Raw genomic sequence first — 20,793 nt, forward strand, 5'->3', positions numbered from 1 at the left:
ATGCTGCCAGGACTCTCTCAAGCCGCGCCGACGGCGGACCTGCAAGCCCTGCTGGAGCGCGATTTCCCTCAGCGCCTGGTGGCCTCGGCCGGTGGTCAGCAGGCGTTGCGCGAATGTGGCGCGGGGCCGGTGGTGGTGTTGCTGCACGGTATCGGCTCCGGAGCGGCGTCCTGGCTGCAAGTGGCGCGGCAACTGGCGCCCCAGGCCCGGATCATCGCCTGGGACGCTCCCGGCTACGGCGACTCCAGCCCGCTGGAGTCGGATGCGCCCAAGGCCGAGCAGTACGCAGCCCGTCTGGCGCAGATGCTGGATGCACTGGGTGTCGAGGAATGTGTGCTGGTCGGCCATTCCCTTGGTGCCCTCACCGCTCTGGCGTTCGCCCGCAGTTCACAGGCCCATCGCGTCAACCGGCTGGTGCTGATCAGCCCGGCGCGCGGCTACGGCGCACCAGCGCTTGGTCAACAGCGCCAACAGGTGCGCCAGCAACGCCTGGACAACCTGCAAAGCCTGGGCATCGTCGGCCTGGCCGAACAACGCAGCGCCCACATGTTGTCGCCCCGCGCCACGCCCCAGGCCCTGGCCTGGGTGCGTTGGAACATGGCGCGCCTGAACCCCGTTGGCTATCGCCAGGCCATTGAATTGCTGTGCGGCGATGACCTGCTGCGCCATGGCCAACCGGCCATGCCCTGCGAGGTGCATTGCGGTGAAGCCGACAGCATCACCCCCGCCGAGGCCTGCCTGAGCGTGGCCAAGGCGCTGGGCGCCAGCTTCAACCTGATTGCCGACGCCGGCCACGCCAGCCCCATCGAGCAACCCCAAGTGGTAGCCGGGCGCCTGGCCTGCGCCATTCATCAATCCCTGACAGGTAGAACCTTATGAACGATTCCGATCTGCTCAAAGACGCTCAGGACAAATACATCGTTCCAGGCCTGGAGCGCGGCCTGCTCCTGCTCTGTGAGTTCAGCCGACGCAACCGCACCCTGACCGCGCCGGAGCTGGCACGCCGCCTGGCACTGCCCCGCTCGACCATCTTCCGCCTGCTGACCACCCTGGAGACCATGGGCTTCGTCACCCGCAGCGGCAATGAATACCGTCTCGGCATGTCGGTGCTGCGCCTGGGCTTCGAATACCTGGCGTCGCTGGAGCTGACCGAACTGGGCCAGCCGTTGCTGGCGCGCTTGTGCGACCGCGTCAACTACCCAAGCAACCTCGTGGTGCGCGACGGTCGCTCGATTGTCTACGTGGCCAAGGTTTCACCGCCGTCGGTGTTCTCCAACGCGGTCAACGTCGGCACCCGCCTGCCCGCCCACGCCACCGTGCTGGGGCGCATCCTGCTCGAAGACCTATCGCTGGCCGAGTTGCGCGAGTTGTACCCCGAAGAGCACTTGGAACAACACTCGCCCTGCACGCCGAAAACCGTGATGGCGCTGTTCGACCTGGTCCAGGCCGACCGCCAGCGCGGTTTTGTCAGCGGCGAAGGCTTTTTCGAATCGGCGATTTCCACCGTGGCCGCGCCGGTGCGTGACCAGAGCGGCGGCATTGTCGCAGCCCTGGGCGTGACTATCCCTACGGCGCAGATCGGCCACGTCAACTTTGAAGAACTCTTGAATCAGGTCCGGCGCAGCGCCGACGAGCTGTCACGCCTGCTCAACTACAACGGCGGCGCCCATAACGGTCAGCCGCGCGTCACCGCCTTGATGAGAGACTGACATGAGCCTTTACCAATTGCAGGGCCGCGTCGCCATTGTCACCGGGGGTTCTTCGGGCATCGGCCTGGCCTGTGTCGAACTGCTGCTGGAAGCCGGTGCGGCGGTGGCGTTCTGCGGTCGCGATCAAGAGCGCCTGCGCCGTGCTGAAGCCGGTTTGCGCGAACGTTTCCCAAAGGCCCGCCTGCTGGCCCAGGCCTGCGATGTGCTCGATGCCGAGTCGGTCAACGCGTTTGCCGCCGCCAGCCTGGCTGCGCTGGGAGCGGCCAATGTGCTGATCAACAACGCCGGGCAAGGCCGGGTCTCGACCTTTGCCGACACCACCGACAGCGCCTGGACCGAAGAGCTGAACCTGAAGTTTTTCTCGGTGATCAACCCGGTCCGCGCCTTCAAGCCTCAGCTGGAAAGCCAGCCTGACGCCGCCATCGTCTGCGTCAATTCGCTGCTGGCCAGCCAGCCCGAACCGCACATGGTCGCCACCTCCGCCGCACGTGCAGGGCTCAAGAACCTGGTGCGCTCGATGGCCACTGAATTCGCCCCGCAGGGCATCCGCGTCAACGGCATCCTCATCGGCCTGGTGGAGTCCGGGCAATGGCGCCGGCGTTTCGAAGCGCGCGAAGAACGCGACCTCGGCTGGGCGCAATGGACCGCGCGGCTGGCACAACAAAAACACATTCCCTTGGGGCGCCTGGGCCTGCCGATTGAAGCGGCCCGCGCGATCCTGTTTCTGGCCTCGCCTCTGTCGGCTTACACCACAGGCAGCCATATCGATGTATCCGGAGGCCTGTCCCGCCATGCGTAATGAAAACAACACTGTCACCGTGGGCGCTGCCATCACCGCCTTTCTCGAGCAATGCGACGTCAAGGCTGTGTTCGGCGTGATCTCGATCCACAACATGCCGATCCTCGATGCCTTTGCAGTGCGCGGCAATATCCGCTTCGTCATGGCCCGGGGCGAAGCCGGCGCCGCCAACATGGCCGACGCCTATGCCCGCACCACCGGCGGCCTGGGTGTGTGCCTGACTTCCACCGGCACGGCCGCCGGCAATGCCGCTGGCGCGATGGTCGAAGCCCAAACCGCAGGCACCCCGCTGCTGCACATCACCGGGCAGATCGAAACGCCGTACCTGGACCAGGAACTGGCTTATATCCACGAAGCCCGCGACCAGTTGAACATGCTCAAGGCCGTATCCAAGGCCGCCTTTCGCGTACGCAGCGTCGAGACCGCCCTGAGCACCATGAAGCTCGCGGTGCAGACCGCCCTCACCGCGCCCACCGGGCCGGTCAGCGTCGAAATCCCTATCGATATCCAGTCCACCTTTATCCCGATGCCCACCGACCTGTCGCCCCTGCCGATCCCGGTGGCCGTGCCCGCGCCGGAAGCCCTGGACCTTATGGCCGACCGCCTGGCCAGCGCCAAGCGGCCGATGCTCTGGCTCGGCGGCGGCGCCCGGCACGCCGGCGCACAGGTCAAGCGCCTGCTGGCGATGGGCGTGGGCGTGATCACTTCCACGCAAGGACGCGGCGTGGTCAATGAAGACGACGAGCGTTGCCTGGGAGCTTTTTCGCAGAACAAGCGCGTCGAACAGTTCCTGCAAACCTGCGATGCGCTGCTGATCGCTGGCTCGCGGCTGCGCAGTAACGAAACCTTCAAGTACGCGCTGAAACTGCCTTCGAACCTCTTGCGCATCGACGCCAACCCGGCGATCGAAGGCCGTAGTTACGCCAGCGAACTGTTTGTCTGCGGCGACGCGGCGCTGGCGCTCGAAGGCCTGGCTGATCGCCTGGAAGGTCGCTTGCACACCGACCCGAGCTTTCTCGCGGAACTCAAAGCCGTGCGCGAGCAATCACGTAGTCAACTGATGGCCGACCTCGGGCCGTACTCGGCCATGGTCGAGCAATTGCAGGCTGTGACCGGGCGCAACTTCTCCTGGGTACGCGATGTGACCCTGTCCAACAGCATCTGGGGCAACCGCCTGCTGACCCTGTATCACCCACGGGCGGGTGTTCATGCGTTAGGCGGCGGGATTGGCCAGGGGTTGGCCATGGGCATCGGCGCAGCCGTCGCGGCAGCGGAAACCGCGCCTGAGCGCAAAGTGTTCGCCATCGCGGGTGACGGCGGTTTCATCCTCAACCTGGGTGAGCTGGCGACCCTGGTGCAGGAGCGCGCCAACCTGGTGATCCTGCTGATGAACGACCAGCGCTACGGCGTGATCCGCAATATCCAGGACGCGGTCTACGGCAGCCGCCATTGCTACGTCGACCTGCACACTCCGGACTACACCAAGCTCGCCGAGTCCCTGGGCCTGCGCCATGGCCTGGTCACTGATCTCAAGGACTTCGGCAAGGTGGTGGACAGCGCCCTGAGCCAGCCGGGCCCGTTCCTGCTGGAAGTGGACATGCTCAGCGTCGGCAACTTCGCCACCCAGTTCGCCGGCCCGCCCAACAGCGAAACCAAAGCCCAGAAGGCCACCGCCTGAGGATCGCACCATGTTGCATATCACCATGATCGGCTGCGGTGCCATTGGCGTCGGTGTGCTGGAGCTGCTGGAGAACGACCCACAGCTGTGCGTGGATTACGTCATCGCCTCCGAGGGCTCCGAAGCCTTGGTGCGCCAGCGCCTGGCCAGTTTCAAGCAGCCGCCGCAGGTGCTGACGGCCTTGCCCGCCGGTGCCCGCCCGGATTTGCTGGTGGAGTGCGCCGGGCATCGCGCCATTGAAGAGCATGTGCTGCCGGCGCTGGAGCGTGGGATTGCCTGCCTGATTGTATCGGTGGGCGCGTTGTCCGAGATCGGCCTGGTGGAGCGCCTGGAGGCGGCGGCGGAACGCGGCAAGACCCGCATCGAATTGCTGCCTGGCGCCATCGGCGGCATCGATGCGCTGTCGGCGGCCAAGGTCGGCGGGTTGGACGCGGTCAACTACACCGGCCGCAAGCCGGCCCGCGCCTGGAAGAACACCCCTGGCGAGCAGGCCTGCGACCTGGACACCATCGAGCAAGCCACGGTGATCTTCCAGGGCAGCGCCCGCGAAGCGGCGCGCCTGTACCCCAAGAACGCCAACGTTGCGGCCACCCTGTCGCTGGCCGGGCTGGGCCTGGACCGCACCCATGTGACGTTGATCGCCGACCCCCACAGCGATGAAAACGTCCACCACTTCGAAGCCCGTGGCGCCTTTGGCCGTTTCGAGTTGAGCCTGCGCGGCAAGCCCTTGCTGGCCAACCCGAAAACCTCGGCGCTGACCGTGTACAGCGTGGTCCGTGCCTTGGGCAACCATGCCCACGCAATTTCCATTTAGGAGCCGTCGATGAACACCGAACAGACGTTACCCATCTGCATCGCCGGCCAGTGGCGCACAGGCCGTGGCGAGCGCTACGCCAGCCGCTACCCGGCCACCGGCGAAGCCGTGGCCTGGCTCAATGCCGCCGACCTGCAGGATGTGGAAGAGGCCATCCAGGGCGCGCACCAGGCGTTCCTGCACAGTGGCTGGGCCCAGCGCAAACCCCATGAGCGCGCCGGTGTGTTGTACCGCATCGCCGAGCTGATCCGCCTGCACAGCGAAGAGCTGGCGCAGCTGCAACGCCAGGACAACGGCAAGCCAATCAACGAAACCCGCGCCTTGGTAGCCAGTGCGGCGGGCACCTTTCAGTTTTTCGCCGCAGCCTGCGAAACACTGGAAGAAACCATCACCCCGTCACGCGGTGATTTCATCAGCATGAGCGTGTATGAACCTATGGGCGTGGTCGCCGCGATCACGCCGTGGAACTCACCGATTGCCAGCGAGGCGCAGAAGGTTGCGCCGGCACTGGCAGCCGGCAATGCGGTGGTGATCAAGCCTGCGGAAATCACCCCGCTGCTGGCCCTGCGCCTGGCGCGTCTGTGTGAAGAAGCCGGCTTGCCCAAGGGCTTGATCAGCGTGCTACCGGGCAAGGGTTCGTTGCTGGGGGATGCGCTGACCCGCCACCCGCTGGTCAAGCGCGTGTCGTTTACCGGTGGTACCCGCACCGGCAAGCACATCGCCCATATTGCCGCCGACAAGATGATGCCGGTGTCCCTGGAGCTGGGCGGCAAGTCGCCGACCATCGTCCTCGATGACGCCGACCTTGAGCATGCGGTGGCCGGGGTGCTGTACGGCATCTTCAGTTCGTCGGGCGAAGCCTGCATCGCCGGCTCACGGTTGTTCATCGCCCGTGCTTTGTACGAGCCCTTCATGCAGCGCCTGGTCGCCGCTGCCGCGAACCTGCGGGTGGGTGACCCGGCCGACGAACGTACACAGATGGGCCCGTTGATCAGCGCCAGCCACCGAGAATCCGTGGAGCGTTACGTCGCCCTCGGCCTGGCCGAAGGTGGACGCCTGCGCCTGGGTGGGCAGCGCCCCAGCGGTGGACTGTATGACCAGGGTTACTTCTACCCGCCGACCATCCTCGAGGGTCTGAGCAATCACCAGCAAGTGTGCCAAGAGGAAATCTTCGGGCCGGTATTGGTCGCCATGCCGTTCGACGACGAAGCACAACTGCTGGAGCAGGCCAACGACAGCGTCTACGCCCTCGCCGCTGGCATCTGGACCCGTGACTACAAGCGCGCCTGGGCCCTGGGCCGGCGTTTGCAGGCCGGTACGGTGTGGATCAACACCTACAAGCAGTTCTCGATCTCCACGCCGTTTGGCGGCTGGCGCGACAGCGGCCTGGGCCGCGAAAAAGGTCGCCTGGGCATCCTGCAGTACATGGAACAAAAGAGCCTCTACTGGGGCATGAACGAACAGCCACTGGCCTGGGCCGGTGTGCCACGAGAGGTAGCGCAATGAGCGTGTTAGGGATTGATGAAGTCACCTATGGCGTCGAGGACCTGGACACCTGTGTGCGTTTTTTCAGCGACTGGGGCCTGACGCAAGTCAGCGCGCAACCGGATGAAGTGGTATTCGGGACCCTCAACGGCTGCCGCGTAGTGCTTGCCGACCTGAACAAGCCGGGCCTGCCTCCGGCCATCGAAGCCGGCTCCACGGTGCGCGAAGTGGTCTGGGGCGTGGCCAGCACCGCGGACCTGGCGCTGTACAGCCAACGCATCGCCAATGACCCGGGGTTTATCGAACGCGACGGGCGCATCGGCTGCACCGACCCCAATGGTCTGGCGATCCGCCTGCAAGTCACGCGCAAGCGTGAACTGGAGATTGAATGCAGCGGCCACAACACCTGGCAGACCAAGGGCCGGATCAACAAGGCCGCGCCGATCTATGAACGCGCCACACCGATTGAGGTCGGCCATGTGGTGTTTTTCGTCAAGGACGTAAACGCCTGCGAAGCCTTCTACCACGAGCGTTTCGGCTTCCAGGCCTCGGACCGTTACCCCGACCGCGGGGCCTTCTTGCGCACCGCCGAAGAAGGTGGCCATCACGACCTGTTCATGCTGCAACTGCCGGCGCCACGGGCCGGGCTGAACCACGTGGCGTTTACCGTGCGCGATGTTCATGAGGTGTTTGGTGGTGGCATGCATGTGTCCCGCAGCGGCTGGCCGACCGAGATCGGGCCGGGCCGCCACCCGGTGTCTTCGGCGTTTTTCTGGTACTTCAAGAACCCGGCGGGCGCGCTGGTGGAGTACTACGCCGATGAAGACCAACTGACCGGCGAATGGCAGCCACGCACCTTTGAGCCCGGCCCCACAGTGTTCGCTGAATGGGCCATTGCTGGCGGTATCGACGGCAACACCCGGCGCCAGCAACACGTGGAGGCGCCGCAAGGCAAGTTCCTCACCGACAAACCCAAACCTTGAGCAGGAGTCGCCCATGCCTTCCCTGAATATTGCTATCGCCGGTGCCGGTATCGGCGGCCTGACCGCCGCCATCGCCCTGCATCGCGCCGGTCACCAGGTCACCGTGTTCGAACAGTCCAAGGCCTTTTTGCGCGTCGGTGCCGATATCAACCTCACCCCCAACGCGGTCCGTGCGCTGGATGGCCTGGGTATTGGCCCCGCCGTGCGCATCCCGGCCGCCCGCCCCACTCACCGCATCAGCCGCATGTGGGACACCGGCGAGGAGACTTCGCGCCTGGAAATGTCCGACGCCGCCGAACAGAAATACGGCGCGCCGCAATTGACCATCCACCGCGCCGACCTGCTCGCGGCCCTGGCCGAGGTGTTCCCACTGAACCAGGTGCAGTTCGCCAAGCGTGCCGAACGGGTAGTACAGGCTGACGACGGCATTACCCTGCACTTCAAGGATGGCAGCCAACACCGCTGTGATGTGCTGATCGGCGCCGACGGTATCCATTCGGTGGTGCGCAACGCGCTGTTTGGCGAAGAGCACCCGCGCTTTACCGGCGTGGTGGCGTATCGCGCGGTGGTGCCGGCCGAGCAGGTGGCGCATGTGCCGAACATCCAGGCGTTCACCAAATGGTGGGGGCCGAACCCGCAAAGCCAGATCGTCACCTTCCCGCTGAACCAGGGCAAAGACATCTTCATCTTCGCCACCACCGCCCAGGACAGCTGGCACGAAGAGTCGTGGACCAGCGCCGGCGATGCCGATGAGCTGCGCAGCCACTATCAGGCGTTCCATCCGGACGCCCGCGCCCTGCTCGATGCCTGCACCGACGTGCTCAAGACCGCGCTGTATGAGCGCGACCCGCTGCCGTTCTGGTCCAAGGGCGCGATCACCCTGCTGGGCGATGCCTGCCACCCAATGATGCCGTTCATGGCCCAGGGCGCCGGCCAGGCCATCGAAGATGCGGTGGTGCTCGCCCGCTACCTGCAAGACCTCGACAGCCAGGCCTCGGTGGCCAGCGCATTGCAGGCTTACCAGCAAGCGCGTCTTGAGCGTACCAGCCAGATCCAGATCGGCTCGCGGGGCAACCAGTGGCTCAAGGACGGCGGTAATGCCGATTGGGTCTACGGCTACGACGCCTGGGGCGTCTCGACAACTCACGCAGCCTGAATACGGAGGTCAACACCATGAGTACTCACGAACCCTACCTGCAACCCCATCAGGCGCGTAAACGGCCCAACACCCAGTTCGAAGAGTTGCTGGGCGACTCCATCGAGCGCGCGTTCGGCAGTGGCGTGACCGAGCTTGCGGCCCTGCTCGCGCACTTGAACCTGGCCGGCCCCCCGTGCCCGCTGACCAGCGGCGAGTGGACCGAAGATGCCTACAAAACCCTGATGGCCCGGCTGGGCGAATGACCCGGCAGAAGGAATAAAAATGAACATGCAATTGACCGTCGACCCTGTTGAACAGCATCTGGCCAATGGCCTCAAAGACCTCTGGTTCCCGGTATTGCCGTCGGACCTCTTGGGTGAGAAGCCGCTGTCGATACGGCGCCTGGGCTACAAGATCGCCCTGTGGCGCGACAACGATGGCAGCGTTCACGCGCTCGAAGACCATTGCCCCCATCGCGGCGCCCCGCTGTCCCAAGGGCCGGTGTTGGGCGATCGCCTGCAGTGCCCGTATCACGGCGTTGAAGTGCGCTGCGACGGCACCGTCACCAAAGTACCCGGCAGCCCCGGCTGCAAACTGGAAGGCAGCCGGCCCACGCGTATGTTCCACACCCGCGAAGCCGCAGGCGCGATCTTCTTGTTCAACGCCACCGACCCGCACCTGGACGTTGCGCCGCAGCTGGTGCTGCCCGAACAATTGACCTCGCCCGAGTGGAGCAGCTTCGTCTGCTACACCGAGTGGAAAGGCGACTATCGCTACGTGATCGACAACGTCATGGACCCGATGCACGGCACCTACCTGCACAAGATGTCGCACTCGATGAGCGAAGGCGAAGCCACCGCCAAGTTCGTCACCCGCGACACCGACACTGGCTTTTTCTTCGAGAAGGAAGGCCAGCGCGGCGTGAACTTCGACTGGACCGAGTTCGTGGACAACGGCTGCCATTGGCTGCGCCTGGAGATCCCCTATCCGAAAACCGGTGGCCCCGGCGGCAACTTCACCATCATCGGCAGCTACACCCCCAGCAGTCGTTCGCTGGCCGCCGCATTTCACTGGCGCTGCCGCCCGCTGACCGGCTGGCAGCGTGACACCTGGCGGTTCTTGTACAAGAACCGTCTGGAAGCGCGGCATTGGGCAGTGCTGGAGCAAGACCGGGTGCTGTTGGAATTCATGGAGCCGGACGCCAATCAGCGTGAAAACCTCTACCAGCACGACTTGGGCGTGGTGCGGCTGCGGCGGTACCTGAAGAACGCCGCCAAAGCCCAGCTCGAGTTGATCGACGCGAAGCAATTGCCATGAATAAAGCCGCGCTCCTCAACGCCCGCGTCCACACCCTGCGCTATGAAGCCGAAGGCATCATCAGCGTCGAACTGCGGCCTTTGGGCGATACCGTGTTCCCACCGTTCGACGCCGGCTCGCACATCGACCTGCACCTAGCCAACGGCCTGGTGCGCAGTTATTCGCTGCTCAACTCGCCCAGCGACCGTGGGCGTTATGTGGTGGGTATCCTGCGTGACCGCAACAGCCGTGGCGGGTCGGAGTATGTACACAGCCAGTTGCGGGTCGGCATGCCGCTGTCGATCTCGCCGCCGCGCAACAACTTCGAACTGGACCTGAGCGCCAGCCACAGTGTGCTGGTGGCCGGTGGCATCGGGATCACGCCGATCTACTGCATGTTCCGCCAGTTGCTGGCGCTGGGAAAATCCGCCGAGTTGATCTACTGCGCCCGCTCACGCCAGGAGGCAGCGCTGGTGGAAGCCTTGGGCGGACTCGGGGCGCGGGTGACCTACCACTTCAACGACGAAAAAGGCGTGCCGCCTGATCTTGCCGCCTACCTCGCCGGCCAACCTGCCGATACCCATCTGTACTGCTGCGGCCCGACGCCGATGCTCGACGCTTTCGAAAGTACCTGTGAGCGCCTGGGTTATCCCCATGCCCACATCGAGCGCTTTGCCGCCGCCGAACTGCCGCCCAGCGAAGACGCCCAGAGCAGCTATAGCGTTGAACTGAAAAGGTCCGGCAAAACCCTGGCGGTGGAACCTGGCTTGAGTTTGCTGGATGTGTTGTTGGAGGCGGGCTGCGACATTGATCACAGCTGCCGCGAAGGCGTGTGTGGCTCCTGCGAAACGCGGGTGGTGGAAGGCGAAATCGACCACCGCGATGGGGTGCTGACCAAGGCCGAGCGGGCGGCGAACAAATCGATGATGGTGTGCGTTTCTGGCTGCAAGAGCCGACGGTTGGTGCTCGACCTTTAACCCCCCCTTGTAGGAGCGAGCTTGCTCGCGAAGAACGTCCAGGCACCGCGTTATTTCAGGGTGCACGTATTACCGTTAACGTTTTTCGCGAGCAAGCTCGCGCCTACAAGATCACCCGCAAAGTGCCCATTTCATTGGCAGCGTGCAATAAATACGCACCGATCACGGGCCACTTTGTTACCGCACTTGCGGGTTGTTTCACGGGTTATACAACCAGCTTTGTTTCCCATATAAACAACTGTTTTTGATGATATTTTTTCTAAAAACAAACTAACAGTCTGCCTGGCACACTTCCTGCTCTACTCCTGTGCATTCACTGATTAAACGGCGTTTCGCCGATAAAACAATAATAACCAACACTTAAACCCGGTAAGACCCGCTCCCTCCTTAGTTGCCTTTAAAGGCAAGCGGACGAGTGTTGCCGACCACCCGGTAGAGAGGTCTCTATGAAGCGCGTCTTGTGTGCAGGATTGATGTTTGCCAGTTTCAGCAGTTTCGCCGCAGAACCCATTCCTTCCGAGCCGGTGCGGGCCAACGCCGCTAACAAACCTTTCCCGCATATCTCCTGGCGCAGCGATAGCGGCGACAGCAGCCTGGACATTGGCGGGGCGCTGCGTACCAACTATCGCGATGAACATTGGGACACCACTGAGAACAACGGTCGGTTTCTGTTCGATACGTTCCGCCTGGATGTGCAGGCCACCTACAAGAGCCTCTACAGCGATGTCGGCTACTGGTTCCAGGATGACGGCAAGCGTTCCATTGATCGCGGGTTTGTGGGCTACCGGCTCAATGCCAACGCCAACCTGCAACTGGGGGCGCCGTTCAAACCCTTCGGCCTGGAGCCTTATCCGCAATTTGGCTGGAGCTACCACCTGCCGTTTTTCATGGGCTACGCGGTGAGTGCCGGCACCGGCCTCAAATACAGCTACAAGGACCAGGACTGGGACGTGCAGCTCGGCTATTTCCCACGCATGCTGCCCAGCGACCTGCGTTACTCACCGGAAGTGGGGCGTTACGCCGACTTGAATGACAACGCGATTGCCTTCACCCAGTCGCGCCAGGACAACGAGAAGCGCAACCAATTCAACGCCCGCGTGGCGCGCACCTTCAACAGCGAGGGCTGGAAGACCGAAGTCGGCGCCTCGCTCGCCACCGCCCAACTGTACAACGCCACCACCAAAGACAATGGCGACTACTGGGCCGCCGGCGTGCACGCCATCATCAGCAAGGGCCTGTGGACCGTCACCACCCAAGCCATCCGCTACGAATACGACCCCGAAAACCCGGCCGGGGTGAGCAACGACTCAGTGCTGATGGGCGGCAATGGCCTGACGCCTGCGTACCTGATCGCCTCCAAGGCCAGCCTGGCTTCGCTCAACGTCGGCTACGACATCCACACGCCCCGGCTGGGGCAACTGAAGAAGATCAAGCTGTACAGCGATTACAGCCGAATGATGAAAGACAAAAGCGCCTGGGACGACTCGCAGATGTTCACCGTGGGCGCGCAGTTCCTGGCGATGCCGGTGATGGCCTGGGTCGATCTCACGTGGGCGCGCAATGCCAACCCCTATGGCGGTGCGGAGAATGGCAGCGGCTTTACCAGCACCAATTCGGTGGGTAGCAACGACTGGTATTACCGCACCAACGTCAACATCGGTTACTACTTCTGACATCGCTCCCACAAGGTGGGGTGCGCTGACAGTTCGCTTTTTGCTGATATCGGGCCTCGGGTGAGGCCCGTTTGGGTTACCTGAACTTTTCCAGAATGTATGCAGCCGCCAACCAAATCAGAGCCGTAAAGATCAGCGTCGTACCGAGGGAATCAGGCGAGCTCGACAGGGGCAACTACTGAAGCTGTCCAGCGTGCCAGCGACACGTTTTCCATGACTTTGAATATGGGAAATGCCGCCTAGAATCTGGTAAGTCCCTGCATGTTTCCCGCACGTCACTCGGTCGCCTTCACGCGCGTGGAGAACACCGTGCATATTTACCCTTCATCCATATTGTATTTGGCCGTGCTTTCCTCCCCGCCTCGATACGTGTGACGCCTTTCAATCGAGGTAAACGAGTAAAGGGAAGTCAGCGGCAAGCCAAACTCTGGAGAGGGATTTACTTAGGGTAAAGTCGGACGATTCCGTGAGTTTTGTCGTATAAATCTGATGGGTTGCGGCGCCCGATGCCGTGCACCGGGCGCGTATTACTCGTTGCCACTACGTTTCCAGGCACGGTCGTCAAATGGCTGTTGTGGCGAGGGAGCAAGCTTGCGCTGGGACGCGAAGCGGCCCCAGAAAATGGGACTGCTGCGCAGTCCTTCGGAAGCAAGCTCCCTCGCCACAGGTAAGCTATTTATCGGCCCCAGCGCGATTTTTCCGATTGACCGTTCCTCGGTCAATTACGCCCCTTGCAGACGGCTGGCGCGCACCTAGGTATAGTGCCGCCCCTCTTCGCGTCTGCGGCCGTCGGTAACGAGGCCCGGGAACCACGCGAAAGCGCATGAATAACAACACCCGCAAAAGGATGGGGATCGAGCGTCGTGCACTGCCTGGTGCCGAGCGATGCGTCGGACCGTCCTGCGTTTGCCATTAGAAAAATCAGCGAGGAACACTCCATGCTCGAAGTCATCAACGACTTCCTCTCAGGGAAAGTACTGATCGTGCTCATAGTCGGGCTCGGCGGTTATTTCACGATCCGCTCGCGTTTCGTGCAATTGCGTCACTTTTTCCACATGTTCTCGGTGTTTAAAGACAGCCTCAAGAGCAGCGCCGGCCAACTCAGTTCGTTCCAGGCGCTGATGCTCAGCCTGGCCGGCCGCGTGGGTGCCGGTAACATCGCCGGTGTCGGCATTGCCGTGACGTTGGGTGGCCCGGGTGCCGTGTTCTGGATGTGGGTCACCGCGCTGGTGGGCATGTCTTCGAGCTTTATCGAGTGCTCCCTCGGCCAGTTGTACAAGCGCACCGACGCTGAAGGCACCTACCGTGGTGGCCCGGCGTATTACATCCAGCACGGCCTGCACAAGCGCTGGCTGGGTATGGTCATGGCGTTCCTGCTGCTGGTGACCTTCGGCTTTGCCTTCAACGGCCTGCAAGCCCACGCTGTGACCCACTCGCTGAACAACGCCTTCGGCCTCGACACCACCTACACCGGCCTTGCGCTGGCGGTGTTGCTGGGCCTGGTGTTCATCGGCGGGATCAAGCGTATCGCCTCGATCGCCGACCTGCTGGTGCCGGTCAAGACCCTGGTCTACATCGCCGTGACTCTGTACGTGATCGTGCTGCAATTCGACCACGTACCGGCCATGCTCGCGACCATCGTCAAGAGCGCCTTCGGTCTCGACCAAGCCTTCGGTGGCCTGGTGGGCAGTGCGATCATCATGGGTGTGAAGCGCGGCGTGTTCGCCAACGAAGCAGGCCTGGGCAGTGCGCCTAACGTGGCGGCAGTGGCGTCGGTAGAACACCCGATCGCCCAAGGCGTGGTGCAAGCGTTCAGCGTGTTCCTCGATACGTTCGTGATCTGCACCTGCACGGCGTTGCTGATCCTGCTGTCCGGCTTCTACACCCCGGGCTTTGAAGGCGACGGCATTGCCCTGACCCAGAATTCCCTGGCGGCGGTAGTGGGTGACTGGGGCCGCATGTTCATCTCGGTGGCCCTGGCGTTGTTCGTGTTCACCTCGATCATGTACAACTACTACCTGGGCGAGAGCAACCTGCGCTTCTTGGTCGGTAACAACCGCAAGGTGCTGATGGGTTATCGCGCCTTGGTGCTGGTGCTGATTTTCTGGGGCTCCATCGAGAACCTGAGCACGGTGTTCGCCTTCGCCGACATCACCATGACCATGCTCGCGTTCGTCAACCTGTTCGCCCTGGCGTTCCTGTTCAAGATTGCCATGCGCATCCTCAACGACTACGACAACCAGCGCGCGGCGGGTATCAAGACCCCGGTGTTCGATTCCAGCCAGTTCCCTGACCTGGACCTGGACCGCAAGGCCTGGCCGGCCAACCCGGTGAAAACCGAGGCGGCCCCGGCAGCGGAACTGAGCGCTCAAGCGCAACGTTAATCGCAGCCAGATGACACGCCGCCCGGCCTTGGGCATGCTCTGGGCCCGGCGGCGTTTTTCGTTCAGGAGATTTTCGATGCAATCAGCTAATAACGTGATGGTGCTCTATACCGGCGGCACCATTGGCATGCAGGCCAGCGCCAACGGCCTGGCGCCCGCGTCTGGTTTTGAAGTGCGCATGCGTGAACAGTTTGCGGGCGCAGACCTGCCCGCGTGGCGCTTCCAGGAAATGTCACCACTGATCGACAGCGCCAACATGAACCCTGCCTACTGGCAACGCCTGCGCAGCGCCGTGGTCGAGGCGGTAGATGCCGGCTGCGACGCCGTGCTGATCCTGCACGGCACCGACACCCTGGCCTACAGCGCGGCGGCCATGAGCTTCCAACTGCTGGGCCTGCCGGTGCCGGTGGTGTTCACCGGCTCGATGCTGCCAGCCGGTGTGCCCGACAGCGATGCCTGGGAAAACGTCAGCGGTGCGTTGACGGCCTTGGGCGAAGGGTTGAAGCCGGGGGTGCACCTGTACTTCCACGGCGCGTTGATGGCGCCGACCCGCTGCGCGAAGATTCGCAGTTTTGGGCGCAACCCGTTCGCAGCCTTGCAACGCCAGGACGACTTCGCCCGTGCCGACTCCCTGCCGGCAGCGCTGGATTACCGCCAGCCCAAAGCCTTGGCGAACGTCGGCGTACTGCCGCTGATACCCGGTTTCGAGGCTGCACAGCTGGACGCAATCATCGGCAGCGGCATTCAGGGCTTGGTGCTGGAGTGCTTCGGCAGCGGCACCGGGCCGAGCGATAACCCGCAATTCCTCGCCAGCTTGCAGCGTGCGCAGGATCAAGGGGTGGTGGTGGTCGCCATCACTCAGTGCCATGAAGGCGGTGTGGAGCTGGATGTCTACGAGGCCGGCAGCCGCTTGCGGGGCGCCGGCGTGTTGTCCGGCGGTGGGATGACCCGCGAAGCCGCGTTCGGCAAGTTGCACGCCTTGCTCGGTGCCGGCCTTGCCGTGGAGCAAGTGCGGCGCCTGGTAGAGCTGGACCTGCATACCCAGCCAGCTTGAACGCTTAAGACAGCCCTACATAAGCACTGCAATTCCCTGCTTGCCGATACCTAACATGGAATACCCGAGCCTGCGCTCGGCTTTTCCATTGATCGGCAAGACAGGGATGCCCGCATGACGACCTCCAGTTCCACACCCTCGCAGCAAACGCCTCCAGACACTGAAACACACAAACTGGCCACTCAACTGTCCGTCGGACCTTCGTTCCGGGAAGCGGCTCGCGAACTGCTGCGCCAGTCTTTGCTGGAGAAATACCCCGACCTGGACATCGACCCGGCCATGACACTGATGGGCACTTCCACCTGGGAGCTCATCGATGACCAGATCGTGCCGGGGCCAACACATTATGAAACCCTGAGCAGCATCCTGGCCCGGCAGGCCATCCTCAAAGTGCCGACGCTGTGCGTCGAGGGCAATCACTTCCTGACCCTGAAGCCGGTAACCGACCCCCCGCTTCATTTGCCCGTGCGTATTGTCGAAGTCGCCAACCTGATCAACACCCTGGCGCCGGTGGTCTACCGGGCCTTTCAGGAACAGCTGATAACGTTCTGGAACCAAAGCAACGGCAACGGTCCTCGCTGGCAAACACTCGCCCAGAGCCTGCGCGGAGCCTGGAATGTGCAACACGTCGATGCCTGGACCGACGAAGACTGCACGATGGCCCGCACGCTGTTCCATGCACCCACCCGCTCCGCTCGCCAAGACAAAAATCGTTATAGCTGCCGCGCTTACCTGATTGATGCCGACCTGGTCAAAGGTTCCAAGACGCAGCACACCGACCAAGTGTTCATGACCGTGCTGGAGGGCAAACTCGAAGACAAAACGCTGATCCTCTGTTACTCACCCTTCAAGGGATACGAGAAATACGACACCTACCAACAGCTAGGCGATTCGTTGAAGGATCACCTGGAGCAACCCGAGGCCTTTGATCGCCTGGAGTGGCGCCTTTATGAACCCGACGGCGATTTTTTCGAACACGCAGCCTGCAAGCTGATCGCCCTGCAGCTTGAGACCGTGGAAGGTCTCAAAACCAGTGATGGCAAACAGCCCAGCACCCAACAGTCACCCCTGCTCACACTCCCGACGCCTGCCGAAAAATCGGTTGCCAAGGGCCCGGGGCCGGGCTGGTATCAAACCCTGCTGCCAGACTGGCTGACCGATGCCTCTGCCAGCGATCAATCACTCTATGCACGCCACCTCAAGGACTTGGCCGCGCTCAATAGCCTGAATGCCGGCAAGACCTATGAGGACGGTATTCCCAGCATTCATCAATTCGCCTTGGACCAGTTGAAAACCGAGCTGCTCAAGGACCACCCGACCCTGCAACACCTGAAGCTCGACAAGCTGAAAATCCAGGTCAAGAGCCTGGTGGTGTGGGGCCTTTTCACCGTGCCAGGGCAGTACGAAACCACCACGTTCAGCCTTGCCGAACTGGCCCTGCAAAACCTGATTGCACTGCCCACCGGTAATAAAACGTTGCTGAGCGACGTCGGCCACTCCATACCGAATCAGATCACCGTGGCTTACCTTGAGACACTGATCAGCCGCTGTAATATCGGTGCCACCTACCCAAAACTGATCCGCAGCAAACTGCTGGATGACTCGGCTGAGGCCTCACGTCGCAAAAAACTGTACCGCGATCACCTGCGAGTCCAGCTGCCGATGTTGGCCTTGCAGCACAAGATCCGCCGCATTGGCGGGATTGACGAGCGCGGCTACCGCTACGTCGTAGCTGTGATGCAGGACGAAAGCGGCGACCAATACGTCGACGGCAAAGCCATCGTGATGCGACGCCTGAGCTTCAACCCCAAGCGCCGGCTCATCAACAGCAACGATGATGTCACCAACATGTACATCATCGGCCCAGAAAATGCGCAAGACGGCCCTTGCGTGCTGTACCGCCCGTTGTTTGAACCCGCGTTGCTGCAATATCCATCACCGGCGAACTTACTGTATGCCATCAGCCAGTCGCGCACTTTGCGAGACTCGGTGGTTACCTGGCTACCGGACTCGGTGCGTCACCACTACACCAATTATGTCTTTACCAGTCATTGGCCTTCGCCATGGCTTGTCGCCGAGTTTCTGGTCAACCCCAGCGATCTATGGACCTATAGCGGCCCCGTGAATCTTGGTGAGGAGGTGCTCAATGGGGATAGGTTCAAGACACTGTTCGATAGCAATGCCAATGCGCTGGTTGAACTGGCGGACCGCCAGTCGGTATCGAATGCCGAACGCCGCTGGGACACGTTGAAGCAAGCCGGTTGGGTGCTCTTCAACGCGGCCCTGCCCTTTATGGGGCGCGTGGCAAGCACTAGCGCATGGATCTGGCAAATCGTCGAACAACTGGATACCTTTGCCCAGGCGCATGAGGAAGGCGATAAACCCGCACAATGGTCGGCGCTGACCGACGTGCTGCTTAACCTGGGCATGGCGATCACCTTGCACAGCGCCCAGCGCAGCAGACCTAAGTTCGAACCGGCCAGGATCGAGCCCACCAAGGTCAAGACGACCGAGCTTGCGCCTGAAACGCCAGGCCCCTCCAGCACGATAAGCTTCACCGTCGAGCAACTGCCTGAGCGCACCTCTCTGGCCCCGCCTCCCGATCACGAGATCGCGCTGAACACGAGCGGCGCAATCAACCGCACGCCAGCGCTGGAAACCTCGATGCTTGAAGGCTTTAAAATAGAAAAACCCGATGACCTCGGCACCGTGATAGACCAGCCGGCTGCTGACCAATACCTGTACCAGTTGGGTGAGCAGCACTACGCTCCCGTCGGCAAAAACTGGTTCATGGTGAAAGTGGACGATGATAAAAACATCGTTGTCATTGACCCCAACCAGACCCACCGCATCGGGCCCATGCTGGTTCACAACGCCCAGGGTCAATGGTCCGTCGATCACCGGATACGCCTGCGTAAATCCAGTACCGATCGGTTGAAAAATACCGCCAAGGACCTGGCAATCAGCGAAGCCGACGCATCGCGCAGGAAATTGAAAGCGTTTGAAACCGCAAAAAAAAACCAGCAGAACCTACTGCAAGAAACCCGCAAAGCAATGGACGAGGCCCCCAGTACCAGTGCCCAAGCCAAACGCCAGGCCTACCTGGACACGCTCAATCGCCAATCAGAAGACTACGAAAAAGCACGCCAACACTTGCTGACCATGGCCGTCTTCACCTCGGAGCCTGAATTCCAGATAAAAGCCATTGGTTACCTACAGGCTCAACTGGAACTCAATGAAGCGGGGGTAAACGAAGAGCTCATCACCTTTGCGCCAAAACTCTCGCCCGTCCTGGACCAGCTCCCAACCCATGCACCGTCACCTCATACCAGCGATATCGCCGACCACCAACAGGTCGTCGAGATGAGCGACAGCATGATCAAGCGCCTGGATTACGCTCAATCACGCTTCACCGAGCTGCGCAAATTCGGCCCGGCCGGATTCGACGTGATCAGAGAGCGCCAGCGCAAACTGCCCAGCTATACGAGCGACGATCTCAGGGCCCTGCAGGTGACGTTGGCCCGTCACTTGTGCCTGGCCCCTGAATCCCTCACCACCGAACCCCAGGCCTGGGAGTTGCTCAACGACACGCTCGACAGCGCCGACGTTGCAGTACAGACCCTGCGTGACACCCTGGATGAGCGAAGCGAATATCGCCTGGACGAGCGTATTGACGCCTTGAGCAACCTGGTGGAGCAATTCAAGTTCATCGATGAGCGCTTGCAGGACCTTTCTCAAGAGTTCTCCGAGCAGATCCAGGCCCAACCCTTGAAACGCCTGAGCCAATCGCTGCAAGGGTTCGCCAATCGCGCCAAGGCGGCACTTGTCCCGCTGCACGAGGAACAGAACCTGAAGCGCATCAAGCCCACCCCTCCTCCTACGCCGCCCAGGCCGCTGAAGAGGTTTATCCAGACACGCTACAACGGCGTGCTGATTGGCGAACCCCGCTTGGACCCGATAGGGACCGTATCAAAGTTCGTTGATATCAAGTCCCCGATAACCGGCCAGGTCCTGGCTACCTTTCATGAGAAGACCCCGGGCATGTGGGTCGAGCACATCGAATCGTCCCCGGCACAGGCCACATCTACAGCGCTCACGCTCCACGACGCCACCACCGCGGGCGAAAAATTACTCGCCCAATTGCCGAAGTTTCAAGAACGCGCCAGCCAACAAGCCGACGATCCCTCGCGCACAGCCATTGGCATCGAGCACATGTTTCACCAGCACGCCTGGTTGCTCGAACGCAGCAAGCAAGATATCGACGAGGCATTGATCAAAGCCAAAGTCACGGCGCAAACCAAGCAGTCCAGCGCAGACCTGCGCAGAAGACTCAAAGCCGCCACAAAAGCACTTTACGAACGGGCCACTGAAACCGTGGCCAAGCTCATCAAGCGACAGCCTCCGACCATTGCCCATGTCGATTGGCTCATTAACCACCGCGAAATTGCGATCAAAAAGATCATGACCCGCCAGCCCCTCAAGGGCGCCACTTGGAGCTATCAAGATGAGTATGCGGTCATTGATCTGTCTACCAGCAAACCTCTCTGGTATGCGCATTTCCAATACTCGAGCGCCCACGCTTCACTCAATAGATTTCTTCACGCACGACTCAAAACCCCAGCAGAACAACAGCTCAAAGAGGTAGCTGACACGCTCACCGGCTTAACCGCAGAGCAACAGCTCGACTACTACCGCAGTTCCATCAACCTGACCCAAGCCCAGCGCTTGTTTTTCCCGCCAGAGGTCTATTGACGGCGCGCTCGCACAACGGCACATAACTTGCTCCAGCCTGACAAACCCAGG

15 protein-coding genes are annotated in these 20,793 nt (G+C 61.9%); all 15 read left to right on the forward strand.

The window, feature by feature from the left end:
• Entirely contained in the window at positions 1–879 is an 879-nt protein-coding gene (locus N2A98_RS26670; protein ID WP_275622825.1) for an alpha/beta hydrolase, read from the forward strand.
• On the forward strand, positions 876–1,709 hold the full coding sequence (locus N2A98_RS26675; RefSeq protein ID WP_003195671.1) for an IclR family transcriptional regulator: 834 nt from the start codon (positions 876–878) through the stop codon (positions 1,707–1,709). The genes N2A98_RS26670 and N2A98_RS26675 overlap by 4 nt, the downstream gene beginning before the upstream one ends.
• Position 1,710: 1 nt before the next feature.
• Positions 1,711–2,508, forward strand: coding sequence for an SDR family oxidoreductase (locus N2A98_RS26680; RefSeq protein WP_032894477.1), 798 nt, complete (start codon positions 1,711–1,713; stop codon positions 2,506–2,508).
• The gene (locus N2A98_RS26685) at positions 2,501–4,186 is read left to right on the forward strand and encodes a thiamine pyrophosphate-binding protein (protein ID WP_047712100.1); all 1,686 of its coding nucleotides are present in this window, start codon (positions 2,501–2,503) and stop codon (positions 4,184–4,186) included. The genes N2A98_RS26680 and N2A98_RS26685 overlap by 8 nt, the downstream gene beginning before the upstream one ends.
• 10 nt (positions 4,187–4,196) lie before the next feature.
• Positions 4,197–5,000: an aspartate dehydrogenase gene (locus N2A98_RS26690; protein ID WP_275622826.1), complete on the forward strand. Its 804-nt coding sequence runs from the start codon at positions 4,197–4,199 to the stop codon at positions 4,998–5,000.
• Positions 5,001–5,009: 9 nt separating this feature from the next.
• Positions 5,010–6,506, forward strand: coding sequence for an aldehyde dehydrogenase (locus N2A98_RS26695; RefSeq protein ID WP_275622827.1), 1,497 nt, complete (start codon positions 5,010–5,012; stop codon positions 6,504–6,506).
• Positions 6,503–7,468 carry a VOC family protein gene (locus tag N2A98_RS26700; protein ID WP_275622828.1) on the forward strand — a complete coding sequence of 322 codons (966 nt, stop codon included), beginning with the start codon at positions 6,503–6,505 and terminating at the stop codon, positions 7,466–7,468. Before N2A98_RS26695 ends, N2A98_RS26700 begins: the two co-directional genes overlap by 4 nt.
• 13 nt (positions 7,469–7,481) lie before the next feature.
• Positions 7,482–8,624 carry an FAD-dependent monooxygenase gene (locus tag N2A98_RS26705; RefSeq protein WP_275622829.1) on the forward strand — a complete coding sequence of 381 codons (1,143 nt, stop codon included), beginning with the start codon at positions 7,482–7,484 and terminating at the stop codon, positions 8,622–8,624.
• Positions 8,625–8,641: 17 nt separating this feature from the next.
• Positions 8,642–8,869, forward strand: coding sequence for a recombinase-like helix-turn-helix domain-containing protein (locus N2A98_RS26710; protein ID WP_032894471.1), 228 nt, complete (start codon positions 8,642–8,644; stop codon positions 8,867–8,869).
• A gap of 19 nt (positions 8,870–8,888) precedes the next feature.
• Positions 8,889–9,923, forward strand: coding sequence for an aromatic ring-hydroxylating dioxygenase subunit alpha (locus tag N2A98_RS26715; RefSeq protein WP_034134089.1), 1,035 nt, complete (start codon positions 8,889–8,891; stop codon positions 9,921–9,923).
• A complete protein-coding gene (locus tag N2A98_RS26720; RefSeq protein WP_275622830.1) occupies positions 9,920–10,879 on the forward strand; it encodes a PDR/VanB family oxidoreductase in 960 nt (319 codons plus the stop codon). The genes N2A98_RS26715 and N2A98_RS26720 overlap by 4 nt, the downstream gene beginning before the upstream one ends.
• A 446-nt stretch (positions 10,880–11,325) precedes the next feature.
• Positions 11,326–12,552 carry a hypothetical protein gene (locus N2A98_RS26725; protein ID WP_047712105.1) on the forward strand — a complete coding sequence of 409 codons (1,227 nt, stop codon included), beginning with the start codon at positions 11,326–11,328 and terminating at the stop codon, positions 12,550–12,552.
• A 938-nt stretch (positions 12,553–13,490) separates the two neighbouring features.
• Positions 13,491–14,936, forward strand: coding sequence for an alanine/glycine:cation symporter family protein (locus N2A98_RS26735; RefSeq protein WP_034129133.1), 1,446 nt, complete (start codon positions 13,491–13,493; stop codon positions 14,934–14,936).
• A 76-nt stretch (positions 14,937–15,012) separates the two neighbouring features.
• Positions 15,013–15,990 carry an asparaginase gene (locus N2A98_RS26740; protein WP_069556857.1) on the forward strand — a complete coding sequence of 326 codons (978 nt, stop codon included), beginning with the start codon at positions 15,013–15,015 and terminating at the stop codon, positions 15,988–15,990.
• Positions 15,991–16,104: 114 nt separating this feature from the next.
• Positions 16,105–20,742: a hypothetical protein gene (locus N2A98_RS26745; RefSeq protein WP_275622831.1), complete on the forward strand. Its 4,638-nt coding sequence runs from the start codon at positions 16,105–16,107 to the stop codon at positions 20,740–20,742.
• Positions 20,743–20,793 lie beyond the last annotated feature (51 nt).

The sequence above is a fragment of the Pseudomonas sp. FJ2-5-13 genome, from assembly GCF_029201605.1.
In the GTDB taxonomy this organism is placed as follows: domain Bacteria; phylum Pseudomonadota; class Gammaproteobacteria; order Pseudomonadales; family Pseudomonadaceae; genus Aquipseudomonas; species Aquipseudomonas lactis.

Bases quoted from the DNA above. Each gene is read 5' to 3' on its own strand.
- N2A98_RS26670 (WP_275622825.1), top strand. From the start codon at position 1: ATGCTGCCAGGACTCTCTCAAGCCGCGCCGACGGCGGACCTGCAAGCC.
- N2A98_RS26675 (WP_003195671.1), top strand. From the start codon at position 876: ATGAACGATTCCGATCTGCTCAAAGACGCTCAGGACAAATACATCGTT.
- N2A98_RS26680 (WP_032894477.1), top strand. From the start codon at position 1,711: ATGAGCCTTTACCAATTGCAGGGCCGCGTCGCCATTGTCACCGGGGGT.
- N2A98_RS26685 (WP_047712100.1), top strand. From the start codon at position 2,501: ATGCGTAATGAAAACAACACTGTCACCGTGGGCGCTGCCATCACCGCC.
- N2A98_RS26690 (WP_275622826.1), top strand. From the start codon at position 4,197: ATGTTGCATATCACCATGATCGGCTGCGGTGCCATTGGCGTCGGTGTG.
- N2A98_RS26695 (WP_275622827.1), top strand. From the start codon at position 5,010: ATGAACACCGAACAGACGTTACCCATCTGCATCGCCGGCCAGTGGCGC.
- N2A98_RS26700 (WP_275622828.1), top strand. From the start codon at position 6,503: ATGAGCGTGTTAGGGATTGATGAAGTCACCTATGGCGTCGAGGACCTG.
- N2A98_RS26705 (WP_275622829.1), top strand. From the start codon at position 7,482: ATGCCTTCCCTGAATATTGCTATCGCCGGTGCCGGTATCGGCGGCCTG.
- N2A98_RS26710 (WP_032894471.1), top strand. From the start codon at position 8,642: ATGAGTACTCACGAACCCTACCTGCAACCCCATCAGGCGCGTAAACGG.
- N2A98_RS26715 (WP_034134089.1), top strand. From the start codon at position 8,889: ATGAACATGCAATTGACCGTCGACCCTGTTGAACAGCATCTGGCCAAT.
- N2A98_RS26720 (WP_275622830.1), top strand. From the start codon at position 9,920: ATGAATAAAGCCGCGCTCCTCAACGCCCGCGTCCACACCCTGCGCTAT.
- N2A98_RS26725 (WP_047712105.1), top strand. From the start codon at position 11,326: ATGAAGCGCGTCTTGTGTGCAGGATTGATGTTTGCCAGTTTCAGCAGT.
- N2A98_RS26735 (WP_034129133.1), top strand. From the start codon at position 13,491: ATGCTCGAAGTCATCAACGACTTCCTCTCAGGGAAAGTACTGATCGTG.
- N2A98_RS26740 (WP_069556857.1), top strand. From the start codon at position 15,013: ATGCAATCAGCTAATAACGTGATGGTGCTCTATACCGGCGGCACCATT.
- N2A98_RS26745 (WP_275622831.1), top strand. From the start codon at position 16,105: ATGACGACCTCCAGTTCCACACCCTCGCAGCAAACGCCTCCAGACACT.